This window comes from Xenorhabdus sp. KJ12.1 (genome assembly GCF_963876495.1).
Classification (GTDB): Bacteria; Pseudomonadota; Gammaproteobacteria; order Enterobacterales; family Enterobacteriaceae; genus Xenorhabdus; species Xenorhabdus stockiae.
Genome location: NZ_CAWNQH010000058.1, coordinates 21,115 through 33,492 on the forward strand (window position 1 = coordinate 21,115; position 12,378 = coordinate 33,492).

Sequence of the window (12,378 nt, forward strand, 5' to 3'; positions counted from 1 at the left end):
GATTGGAAAAAAGTATAAAAAAGGGGAAAAAATGAAAGCGGCAACTGCTGTTATCGACCGCCGCGCTCTGCGACACAATCTGCAACAGGTTCGGGTGAAAGCTCCGGGCAGTAAAATCATTGCAGTTGTGAAAGCAAACGCCTATGGACATGGTTTATTGGAAACTGCGTATACGATGGAAAGCGCAGATTGTTTTGGTGTTGCACGAATAGGGGAAGCTCTGGCTTTGCGTAGTGGTGGGGTTATCAAACCCATTCTGCTACTGGAAGGTTTTTTGGGGGCGTCTGACTTACCTATTTTGGTTGTCAATCATATTGAAACCGTAGTGCACAGTATCGAACAGCTGGAAGCTCTGGAACAAGCCGATTTACCTCACCCAATTAAAGTATGGATGAAATTGGATACGGGTATGCACCGTCTTGGCGTTCGTATTGATGAAGCAGAAGATTTTTACCAACGTTTGAGCCGTTGCCGTAATATTGAACAGCCTGTGAATATTATTAGCCATTTTAGTCAGGCAGATGAACCTCTGGTGGATACCACTTATCAGCAAATTGAGCAATTTAAGTTATTTGTTGCAGATAAAGCGGGTGAAAAATCCATTTCAGCATCCGGCGGAATTCTGTTGTGGCCACAGGCTCATCTGGACTGGGTTCGCCCCGGCATTATGATGTATGGCGCATCACCGATGGCGGATAAGACCGCGGATGATTTCAGCTTGATGCCCGCAATGACATTGAAATCCAGTTTAATCGCTGTACGTAAACACAAAGCAGGTGAAGCGGTAGGTTACGGCGGCACTTGGGTCAGTGAACGTGATACCTATTTAGGCGTTGTAGCTATCGGATATGGTGATGGTTATCCCCGTAGTGCATTATCGGGCACACCGGTATTTATTAATGGACGTAAAGTCTCCCTTGTTGGGCGGGTATCCATGGATATGATCACGGTAGATTTAGGACCGGACTGTCAGGATAAAGTAGGTGATGATGTTATCCTCTGGGGTAAAGTCCTGCCAGTGGAAAAAGTCGCTGAATATACAGGGATTAGTGCCTATGAACTCATCACAAAATTAACTTCACGCGTTGCGATGGAATATCTGGACGAATAGTCGGGTTCAGTTATATTGTCTGTTACCGTGTCTTTAATATCATTTAGGTAATAGAGGTATAACATAGTGTTCCAGAATGTTGATGCTTACGCAGGTGATCCTATTCTTTCGTTATCGGAAGCGTTTAAAAAAGATCCCCGTCCAGAAAAGGTTAACTTGAGCATTGGGCTTTATTACGATGAGCAGGGTATAACTCCCCAATTGCAGGCTGTTGCAACCGCAGAAGAACAAATAAGTGCTCTGCCACAGTCTGCTTCTCTTTATCTTCCAATAGAAGGTTTAATGGCTTACCGGCTGGCAGTTCAGGAATTATTATTCGGTAAAGATCATTTAATGTTGCAGCAAAATCGTATTGCAACGATCCAGACAGTCGGCGGGTCAGGGGCACTGAAAGTCGGTGCTGACTTTTTACATCGTTATTTCCCTGATTCTGAAGTGTGGTGCAGTGACCCTACATGGGAAAACCATGCTTCAATATTCTCTGGGGCAGGGATAAAAGTAAATTATTACCCTTACTTTGATGATAAAACCAAAGGGGTAAAATTTGATGAAATGCTGGCAACGTTCCGGCAATTACCAGCAAAAAGTATTATCCTGATGCACCCTTGTTGTCATAACCCAACGGGTTCTGATCTGACTAATGACCAGTGGGATCAGGTCATTCAGGTAGTTAAAGAGCAAAAGTTAATTCCATTTCTTGATATCGCTTATCAGGGGTTTGCTGAAGGCATTGAAGAAGATGTTTATGCAATTAGGGCGATGGCGAGTGCTGAACTACCTTGCTTTGTCAGTAATTCATTCTCAAAAATATTTTCCTTATATGGCGAGCGCGTTGGTGGCTTATCGGTTATTTGCGACGATAAAGAAACGAAAGAATGTGTCTTGGGGCAGCTAAAAGCCTGCGTACGTCGTATCTATTCCAGTCCGCCTAATTTTGGCGGTCAGGTTGTGGCGAGAGTATTAGCTGATCCATTACTGAGGGAACAGTGGCTGAGAGAAGTTGAACAGATGCGTTTGCGTATTCGGGAAATGCGCACTGTGCTGGTATCTGCATTGAAAGAAGCATTACCGGAGAAAAACTTTGATCACTTGCTTAAACAGCGTGGGATGTTCAGTTATACCGGATTTAGCACTGAACAGGTTGTTCGTCTGCGTGAAGAATTTGCTGTTTATCTGATTGAATCCGGCCGGGTTTGTATGGCGGGTGTGAATCATCATAATGTACAACGTGTTGTTGAAGCATTTGTGGCGGTGAGTCGTTAAGCATTCACTATATCTATCTAATAGGTATCGAGTTGCACCGTAGCTAATTAGAGAGGCAACTTTAAATACGATATGTATAGTCCCTTGTTCTGGTATTGAATAAGGGACTTTTCCTGATGTGATAGATATCACTAATTAAAATGATAATAATAGATTTTTATCTGTTATTTTATGATTATAAATTAATTATTGTGTTAATTTATAATCACTTTCTATATAGTAGCGGCATTGTGATATTTTTCACTCACTCCTATTTAATATATCTGAATATTATATCTGGTCTTTTAATTTAAAATATTCATCTGCCGGGAATAAAGAAAATGTAATGCTAACTCTTGAACTCTTTCAGTAAAGATTGAGATAAATATTAATCTGTAAAAGCGTAATTCGCTTTTATTGGGATAATTTAAAAGAGCTAAAGCATTATGGATATGCAATCAAGAAAGTACGGTAGAACATTTCATTATCCGTTTTCTCCGGGGACAACCAGCGATGATCGTATTAATCATGACTGGTGGCAGGATATACACAATATTACTCATCTTATTCACACCGAAAAGTTAGATGGTGAAAATAACTGTTTGAATCAGCACGGTGTCTTTGCTCGTTCTCATGCTGCTCCAACGCAATCGGCATGGACACAACAAATCCGTCAGCGTTGGCAATTAATGAAGGGCGATCTCGGTAATATTGAGATTTTTGGCGAGAACCTGTATGCGATTCATTCTATTGAGTATCGGCATCTCGAAGAATATTTCTTTGTTTTTGCTGTGCGTATGAAAGATATGTGGCTGAGTTGGGAAGAAGTAAAGTTTTACGCTGATTTATTTGATTTTTCCACTATCCCGGAAATTGTTATTCCTGACACACGGAATGAATCTGCATTTATTGACAATATTATTCAAACAGCAAAACAAGAAAGTTATTTCTCTTCATGGGATACAAAAACAAAACGGCCTTGCTCAATGGAAGGGATCGTCAGCCGTAATGCAGGTGAATATTCAGTTACTGATTTTTCACACAATGTTTTTAAATATGTACGCAAAAATCATGTGAAAACCGACATTCACTGGAAGCGACACTGGCAACGGGCACCTCTCTACTTTGAATATATGAATGGAGAGAGATAATGAACTGGTTATTCAGTGAAAATAAAACATGGCATTATTTATCTGACACATTTTCTTTTATCGCGGATATGAGTGGCGTTCAGCAGGATCCTATTCACCATGCCGAAGGTGATGTTGCCACTCATACACAAATGGTATTGTCTGCGCTGGAGCAACTGCCTGAATATCAAGCACTGGAGAAAGAAGATCAGGAAATTCTCTGGGTGTCGGCTTTATTGCATGATGTGGAAAAGCGAAGTACTACGCGGATGGATTGGGATGGGCGAATTATTTCCCCCGGCCATGCCCGTAAAGGTGAATTAACTGTCAGGCAGATTTTGTTCCAGCAAGTAGCGACACCATTTGCGATACGTGAACAATTTGCTGCTTTGGTTCGTTTTCATGGCTTGCCATTATGGCTGATGGAGAAACCTGAGCCACAGAAAGCCCTACTGGCAGCGTCACTTCGTGTTGATACTTACCTATTAGCTTTGTTGGCAAAAGCGGATGTTTTAGGCCGAGAATGCCATGATGCACAGGAGCTGCTGGAGCGTATAGAACTATTTGAACTTTATTGTCGTGAGCAGAATTGTTGGCGTAATGCACGGCAATTTCCTTCGTCAGAAGCCCATTTTCATTATTTTTCTACAGAAAGTGAACAGCCGGATTACCAGCCTTACGATAATTATGGCAGTCAGGTCATTCTATTATGTGGATTGCCGGGCATGGGAAAGGATCATTTTATCAGACAATATTATCCAGACAGAGCTGTCATTAGTCTGGATGCAATTCGCCGTCAGCACCAAATAAGTCCAGAAGATAAAAATGCTACTGGTTGGGTTGTGCAACAGGCGAAAAAACAGGCCAGAGAAAAATTGCGTAACCAGCAGGACTTTATCTGGAATGCGACTAATCTAACAGTGCAAATACGTCAGCAGCTCATCAAGTTATTTGTCAGTTACAACGCGAGAGTTAAGATTGTTTATATCGAACAGGGGAATAAACAGTGGCGGCAGCAAAATAACCATCGCCAATATGTCGTACCGGATAAAGTGATGGACAGAATGCTTTCCAAGCTGGAAGTGCCTACTCCTGAAGAAGCACATGAAGTTTGTTATTTTATCAATGGATTATCAATATCGGGATAAGTTGTTGCTGAGTTCCCTTTGGTAGAATAGGAGAAGGCTAAGTGTATCAGCCTTCTTTTTTCTATAACGATAACAATGAAAAACAGTTAATTCTGTAATAACTGATAAAATGTTGGGTTATCATCACATTGTCCGCTACCGCATTCCAGAATGGTAGAAACCAGATTCGCGGCGATTAAAATAGCGAATAATCCCATAGCAAGTTTGCCGAGTATATGCGGTGAAGATTTTACCGGATCATGATTACCTGCTTTCAAAGGCATAATGACAGCAATAGCGATAATAGTAAGAATGGATATAACCGCTGCCCAAGTATAGAAGTGCAACCCAAGGAAAGTGGAACCATACCCTGTATCTCCCGGCAGGATATGCAAAGAAACCTGACGCATGGCAACAAAGCCAGTTATGATACAGCCTATTAGAGAGAAGCTGTAGTGAGCGTTTTTGACACCGAAATAAATATTAAATAGAAAGCCAAAGCCGATCATAATGATGCCTGCACGTTGTAACAGACATAATGGGCAAGGAAGTTCAAAACGTGCCAGCTGATAATAAAAAGCGACAATTAAAATGACACAGATGCCAAACAAACCAAGAATATTCAAGGTAATAGCTGGATTTAGGTTGCGAGATGCTGACATAGAATTACTCATTACGGCCTCCGGTTAAAAAGAAAGATTCAGTGCATCAGTAGCATGATATTTAAACCAAAATACCGTGATGATTAATAAAGCAAACCAAAGCGCATAAGTGAGTTTTTTCTTGCCAGCCACGACAGTGATAATAATAACTAGCGCAATCAAAAATGGTAAAAACATATACATATTTAATCTCCATTATAAGTTCATAGAATATGTTATATCATTATGGAATAATTGCACATCTAATATGATTACTCATATCTGTTAAATGCAATGATGAAGTCAATGTAAGAATAGTTCACTGATATAATTAAGTTTATTATTATTCTAAATACATAGATGAAGGTATATGAGGCGTTAGAAAATATTAACTTAAAAAAAACCTCCCACAGAAGAGAGGTTTTTTATTGATTGTCACCTTGATTGTAACATTAATTATTATTAAGTATTCCTTTCAGGAAACGTGCAGTATGGGAGTTTTTACACTTCGCGACTTCTTCTGGCGTTCCTGCTACTAATATTTCACCACCACCGCTGCCGCCTTCCGGGCCAAGGTCGACAATCCAGTCCGAAGTTTTAATCACATCCAGATTATGTTCGATAACAACAATGGTATTTCCCTGATCTCGCAGTTGATGCAGGACAGCCAGTAACTGTTGAATATCGGCAAAATGTAACCCGGTTGTTGGTTCATCAAGAATATAGAGTGTCTGGCCTGTGCCCCGTTTGGATAGTTCGCGTGCTAATTTAACTCGCTGGGCTTCACCACCTGAAAGGGTAGTAGCGGATTGCCCAAGCCGAATATAGGAGAGACCGACATCTATCAGTGTTTGTAATTTGCGGGCAAGGGCTGGGACTGCATCGAAAAACTCGCGTGCTTCTTCGATAGTCATATTCAGCACTTCATTAATATTTTTGCCCTTGTATTTAATTTCCAGAGTTTCACGGTTATAGCGCTTCCCTTTACAATGATCACAGGGCACATAAATATCCGGCAAGAAATGCATTTCAACTTTAATGACCCCGTCACCCTGACAGGCCTCACAGCGCCCACCTTTGACATTGAAACTAAAACGCCCTGGAGTATAGCCGCGAGTACGGGATTCGGGCACACCGGCAAACAATTCTCTTACTGGGGTAAATACCCCGGTATAAGTGGCCGGGTTTGAGCGGGGTGTTCTGCCGATAGGGCTTTGGTCAATATCAATGACTTTGTCGAAATGTTCCAGACCCTGAATATCTACATAAGGCGCGGGATTGATGTTGGTAGCACCGTTTAACTGGCGTTGCGCAATTGGGAATAACGTATCGTTGATCAATGTCGATTTACCGGAGCCTGAAACCCCAGTAACACATGTGAACAAGCCAACAGGCAAGTTTAATGTCACTTTTTTCAGATTATTGCCTTTTGCGCCAATCAATTTCAGCATTTTGTCAGGATCAGCAACGATACGCTGTTCCGGGATGACAATCTTACGCTCACCACTCAGGAATTTTCCTGTGAGAGATTCCTTACTTGCCATAATGTTATCGATAGAGCCTTCAGCAACAACCTCACCGCCATGTACACCCGCTCCCGGCCCGATATCAATAATATGATCGGCGGCACGGATGGCATCTTCATCATGCTCAACGACAATAACGGTATTACCCAGATTACGCAGGTGCAGCAACGTCTCCAGTAAGCGCTCATTATCACGCTGGTGGAGGCCAATCGAAGGTTCATCCAGCACATACATCACACCAACCAGACCGGCACCAATCTGGCTTGCCAGACGGATACGCTGAGCTTCACCACCGGAAAGAGTTTCAGCTGAGCGGGAAAGAGTCAGATAATTCAGGCCAACATTGACCAGAAATTTCAGGCGATCACCGATCTCCTTCAGCACTTTCTCGGCAATCTTTGCGCGCTGGCCACTTAATTTGATGTTCTGGAAAAACTCCATCGCATGGCCGATGCTGAAATCAGAGATCTGGGGCAAGGTCGTATTCTCAATAAAGACAAAACGCGCTTCTTTGCGTAGCCGGGTGCCTTCACACGAAATACAGGAGCGATTGCTGATATATTTGGCTAACTCTTCTCGTACAGCAGAAGATTCGGTTTCTTTATAGCGGCGCTCCATATTGTGCAGAACACCTTCAAACGGGTGCTTGCGGACAGTGATATCACCACGATCATTGGTATATCTGAACTCGATGGTTTCTTTGCCTGAGCCATATAAAACGGCCTTTTTAATGGAAGCACTTAATTCATCAAACGGCGTTTCTATATCAAATTTGTAATGGTCTGCCAGAGATTTCAGCATCTGAAAGTAATAAAAATTACGACGATCCCATCCACGGATTGCTCCACCGGCGAGGGAAATACCGCCATTTTGTACAACACGATCAGGATCGAAGAATTGCTGGACACCTAAACCATCACAAGTCGAACAGGCTCCGGCAGGGTTGTTGAAAGAAAACAGGCGTGGTTCCAGTTCGCTCATGCTGTAGCCACACATTGGGCAGGCGAAATTGGCGGAGAAAATAAGCTCTTCAGCCTTCTCATCATCCATATTGGCAACAACCGCTGTACCGCCAGAAAGCTCTAATGCTGTCTCGAACGATTCAGCCAGACGCTGAACTAAATCAGGGCGTACTTTAAAACGGTCGATGACGACTTCAATCGTGTGTTTTTTCTGTAATTCCAGTTTGGGAGGTTCGGAAAGGTCACACACTTCACCATCAATACGGGCACGGATATAACCTTGTGCTGCAAGATTATCCAACAGCTTAGAATGTTCCCCTTTACGCTCTTTAACCACAGGAGCAAGTAACATCAGGCGTTGCCCTTCCGGCAGCATCAGCACATTATCTACCATCTGACTGATTGTTTGTGCAGCCAGCGGAATATCATGTTCAGGACAGCGAGGCTCACCGACACGAGCAAACAGCAGGCGAAGATAATCGTGAATTTCGGTAATTGTGCCGACAGTTGAACGCGGGTTATGGGAAGTTGATTTCTGTTCAATGGAAATGGCAGGAGACAGGCCTTCAATGTGGTCGACATCCGGTTTTTCCATCAGTGATAAAAACTGGCGGGCATATGCAGAGAGAGACTCTACATAGCGACGCTGACCTTCCGCATACAGTGTATCGAAAGCCAGAGAAGACTTACCGGAGCCAGACAACCCTGTGATGACTATCAGCTTGTCACGGGGGATTACCAGATTGATATTCTTGAGATTATGGGTGCGGGCGCCCCGAACTTCGATGTTATCCATTTACCATTACCCAGATTATATTGATCGTGCTCAACAAATAAACGCGGTATTATTGCACAAACCCTGCTGAATGGATATACAGTATTTAACAGGATTTATGCGTAACCATTACAGTGTATATCAAGCAATTTCGATTGCTATATAGGCCGTTTTGGGGGGACAAGTAATGGTCAAAAAAATTCTCAAGGGTATATATCCTTTGAATTTCAGTAAGATAAGAGATAGCAAAGGGATGAGCAAAGGCATCGAATGTGACTGAGGGAAGTGAGCGCAACCAATCTAATTCAAGAAGTTGCTTGAAAGATAAGTGGAATAAAGTACGATGCGCTTCGCAAAGAATTAAGATAACGGGTTTTTATTTAAAGTTAAGCCTCGCATGATAAACTACGTTGCTTATAATTACAGAAGTCCGTTTTTAGCAAAAAATCATTTCATCAGGAGTATTCCCAATGGCCAGCAGAGGCGTAAACAAAGTTATTTTAGTGGGTAATTTGGGGCAGGATCCGGAAGTTCGCTATATGCCGAACGGCGGTGCGGTTGCCAACATTACTCTGGCCACGTCCGAGAGCTGGCGTGATAAGCAAACCGGTGAGATGAGAGAGAAGACCGAATGGCACCGTGTGGTCATGTTCGGCAAACTGGCAGAAGTAGCCGGTGAATATCTGCGTAAAGGTTCTCAGGTTTACATCGAAGGTGCGTTGCAGACCCGCAAATGGCAGGATCAAAGTGGTCAGGATCGTTACACCACTGAAGTCGTGGTTAACCCAATCGGCGGCACAATGCAGATGTTAGGTGGCCGTGGTGGCGCATCACAGGATGCTCCGGCACAAGGCGGCTGGGGTCAACCACAACAGCCACAGGCATCTCAGCAGTTCAGTGGTGGTGCGCAATCATCTCGTCCGGCACAGTCTCCGGCTCCGCAGAGCAATGAGCCACCAATGGATTTTGATGATGATATCCCGTTCTAAGGGATACCATAGAACACTTCTATAAAGAAGAGTATTTAACACCCCGTTTTTACGGGGTTTTTTATCGTAATTTATAAAATATATTTATTTTTTGGATTGACTAGGGTTAGCTTTTTTCAAGTTCAGTTTGTATTAATATCACCATCCAGTAATACGATGCCATGTTTCCTGTTCCGACGAACCTTGCTTCAGAACCTGATATTGTAAGTGCATGGAGGCGGTTGCACAGGCATGGTTAGGCAGGATACGTAACCTCATACCTACAGGGAAATCTTCTGTTTTCATGTTTGATTCGGAAGGTAATACAATGATGCCATGTTCCTGATTCGTCATCGAGACACATAAATCAGGGTAAGGGTGTCCATCCAGATTGCAAACCTGCCCATAACCATAATCTATCGGGCCTTCAGCAGTACCGCGATCTCTGGACATTGCCATCCAGCCGGCATCAATCAGAATCCAGCCTTTTTCTTTATTGCGACCGATAACGGTTGTCACAACAGACATAGCAATATCATCTAACGTACAGACTCCCACGTTTTTCATGACCAAATCAAAAGTAGAAAAAACGCCAGCCCTTACTTCAGTAATACCAGTCAAATCTTCGACATAGTGTGCAGTTGGTGTAGAACCTACACTCAAAATCGGACAGGCAATACCCGCTTCTCTGATGCGTCTGGCGGCTTGCCTAACGGCATCGCATTCTGTCTTAGCTGCAGCCTTGAGTTGCTCCCTCGTCCGGCATGAGTAAGACCCTCCTGCATGAGTCAGCAGGCCTGTCAGAGTGGCACCATTGCCGTCAACCATCTTTGCCAGTTTAATGAGTTCATCACTACCCGGCTGGAGCCCGCTCCGATGGTCGTCACAGTCAATTTCAATAAATACGGAAAAGATCACACTATTGGCTTTTGCATATTCAGCTACCGCTAAGGCTTGTTCTGGCGTATCAAGCAGGATGTGAATATTGATCCCTTTATTAAGAAGATTTGCCACACGATCCAGCTTATGGGGTGCAATACCTACAGCGTACAAAATATTGGTGTAACCAGCTTTAACAAAACCTTCAGCTTCTGCTAGCGTGGAAACAGTAGCAGGAGATGAAGAGTCTTTCAGTAGATATTGTGCGGCTTCGGGAGAGCGTAGGGTTTTCAGGTGTGGGCGTATTTGACTGCCAAGAAGCCCAATACGGTTATAGAGCCGGTCAATATTGCGGATAAAACGTGATTCATCAATTAAAAGGAAAGGAGTTTCAAGTTTACTTAACCAAGTTGGATTTGACATAGCATATCCCCTTTTATAATTTTCAACTAATCAGGTAGAACATATTTTTATAATATTATAAGAAATAAAATCTTGCACAAATTATATTCACAAACTATCAGATAATGATATCGACTATTCTGGTTATTACTCGTTATTCTCTTTTATGTCAGTATGTGACTTCAATGTCAGTGATGATTTTAAGAAAAGAAAAAACCAAATAAAATATTTCATAAGTATTTCTAGATATATTAAATACTGAACCATTCAGAGTCTATAGATTTTACGGGATGTTCCTATGTTATTTAGGAGGCAAGTTTGGAAAGTATATCTGTTAGTACAAACGGTTCAATCATCGAAAATTCAATTATGTTTGGTCAATTTGGCTGGCCTGAATATGAGCCTGATATGACACTTAATGGTAATTTCATTTCGCCAGAATTACGAGAGTTATTACTTAATAAGTGTTCCGTTTCAAAATCATTACCGACTGAACAATGGTGGAAAGAGAAACGAAAAAAAGATTTACCTTTACATATATTAGTCAGAGATTATCTCAATCATCCTTCTATTCAGTTTAATTCAAAAACTATTTTTTCATCCAGTACTGAAACGTTGGAAAAGATTAAAATCAGTATTAATGAAAATGGAAAAGTTGATATTCTTCTTCCTGTTTTCTGCGTTATAAGTAACTGGCAAAAAAGACATGATATAACGTCCATGACGATGGCGGAAGAGGTCTCTTTACTACATCTGGCGAAGATTTCCTCATATCTTGAAGAAAATACTGGAGTCAGCATACGTTTCAACATTCTTTCAGATGCTACATTTTATGCCGGGATTTTTGGTGATCCTATGGATGCGGCGGAAAAATATATTCAGGATCTGAAGGAGTTTACCCGAGTAAGAAAAATTGACGAAATAGTCAATGTTATTGATATATCCGATATCGTTGGGTTACTTCAGGATGATTATGATCGGGCTTTATCTGAACAAATAAAAATTTTCACATTGAATCCGTCTCTAGGAATTAGCCATGAAGAAGCCATTCGTTTTAATGCGAGTGTTGGAAGTACTGTGAATATTTCAGATCTCTCTTTAACATATAATCAAAAAAAATCGATATTTTGTGATTCCATTTTTCCTGATCAGGCTATAAAGCGTGAGATCATGAATAGAGTTCACTCAGCTTTTATTCATTACAGAGCTATGAAAGAATCAATGGCGAGTATTCAATGGGAAAAAATATTATTTCCTAATGCCATACGAGCTACTATTCACCATAAAACAATACCTGTAATCGGGGTAAGGATATATCCCGGTTATAAGAGTTACTCACCTTATCTTCCTTATCATGGTATTGCAGTTATTGAAAACAGAAATAATATTTTCAGAATGAAAATTGAACAAGAAATTCACCAGCATGATAAACGAGTAAGAATTGTTAATAGCAAAGGTGTGAGTGATTTTTATATGGATTCTGATATATTAGAGAATATATCAGACTTACTCTATGAATAGAGCCTTAGTAAAATTACAGTAATATTGTGATATTGCTATTTGATATATAAATATTGTTACCTTTAAGATTTGAGTAATAATTCAATATCGATTT

At 41.6% G+C, this 12,378-nt stretch carries 10 protein-coding genes; 6 read left to right on the top strand and 4 right to left on the bottom strand.

Features of this window, described 5'->3' with window-relative positions; translation table 11 throughout:
• The first annotated feature begins 31 nt into the window (after positions 1-31).
• The 4 genes from alr to AACS92_RS05980 all read left to right on the top strand — a co-directional run bounded on the left by alr (position 32) and on the right by AACS92_RS05980 (position 4,631).
• Complete coding sequence (gene alr / locus AACS92_RS05965; RefSeq protein ID WP_099110426.1) at positions 32-1,111, top strand: alanine racemase; 1,080 nt, start codon at positions 32-34, stop codon at positions 1,109-1,111.
• A 66-nt stretch (positions 1,112-1,177) separates the two neighbouring features.
• On the top strand, positions 1,178-2,374 hold the full coding sequence (locus AACS92_RS05970) for an amino acid aminotransferase (protein ID WP_099110427.1): 1,197 nt from the start codon (positions 1,178-1,180) through the stop codon (positions 2,372-2,374).
• 425 nt (positions 2,375-2,799) lie between these two features.
• Positions 2,800-3,504 carry an RNA ligase family protein gene (locus AACS92_RS05975; protein ID WP_099110429.1) on the top strand — a complete coding sequence of 235 codons (705 nt, stop codon included), beginning with the start codon at positions 2,800-2,802 and terminating at the stop codon, positions 3,502-3,504.
• Complete coding sequence (locus tag AACS92_RS05980) at positions 3,504-4,631, top strand: AAA family ATPase (protein WP_099110430.1); 1,128 nt, start codon at positions 3,504-3,506, stop codon at positions 4,629-4,631. The genes AACS92_RS05975 and AACS92_RS05980 overlap by 1 nt, the downstream gene beginning before the upstream one ends.
• Positions 4,632-4,717: 86 nt before the next feature.
• Here AACS92_RS05980 and AACS92_RS05985 read toward each other — a convergent pair whose 3' ends face one another.
• The 3 genes from AACS92_RS05985 to uvrA form a co-directional block, all read right to left on the bottom strand.
• Entirely contained in the window at positions 4,718-5,272 is a 555-nt protein-coding gene (locus AACS92_RS05985) for a disulfide bond formation protein B (protein WP_369800392.1), read from the bottom strand.
• Between the two features lie 24 nt (positions 5,273-5,296).
• The gene (locus tag AACS92_RS05990) at positions 5,297-5,455 is read right to left on the bottom strand and encodes a DUF5993 family protein (RefSeq protein ID WP_169926676.1); all 159 of its coding nucleotides are present in this window, start codon (positions 5,453-5,455) and stop codon (positions 5,297-5,299) included.
• Positions 5,456-5,703: 248 nt separating this feature from the next.
• Positions 5,704-8,535 carry an excinuclease ABC subunit UvrA gene (gene uvrA, locus AACS92_RS05995; RefSeq protein WP_099110432.1) on the bottom strand — a complete coding sequence of 944 codons (2,832 nt, stop codon included), beginning with the start codon at positions 8,533-8,535 and terminating at the stop codon, positions 5,704-5,706.
• A gap of 449 nt (positions 8,536-8,984) precedes the next feature.
• On the opposite strand from uvrA, the gene ssb1 reads away from it, so the two are divergent.
• Positions 8,985-9,503, top strand: coding sequence for a single-stranded DNA-binding protein SSB1 (ssb1, locus tag AACS92_RS06000; RefSeq protein ID WP_099110434.1), 519 nt, complete (start codon positions 8,985-8,987; stop codon positions 9,501-9,503).
• A gap of 138 nt (positions 9,504-9,641) precedes the next feature.
• Here ssb1 and AACS92_RS06005 read toward each other — a convergent pair whose 3' ends face one another.
• Positions 9,642-10,784, bottom strand: a complete 1,143-nt coding sequence (locus tag AACS92_RS06005; RefSeq protein WP_099110435.1) for a DSD1 family PLP-dependent enzyme — start codon at positions 10,782-10,784, stop codon at positions 9,642-9,644.
• A gap of 297 nt (positions 10,785-11,081) precedes the next feature.
• Here AACS92_RS06005 and AACS92_RS06010 point away from each other — a divergent pair, with 297 nt between their 5' ends.
• On the top strand, positions 11,082-12,284 hold the full coding sequence (locus tag AACS92_RS06010) for an L-tyrosine/L-tryptophan isonitrile synthase family protein (protein ID WP_153044769.1): 1,203 nt from the start codon (positions 11,082-11,084) through the stop codon (positions 12,282-12,284).
• The last annotated feature ends 94 nt before the right edge of the window (positions 12,285-12,378 follow it).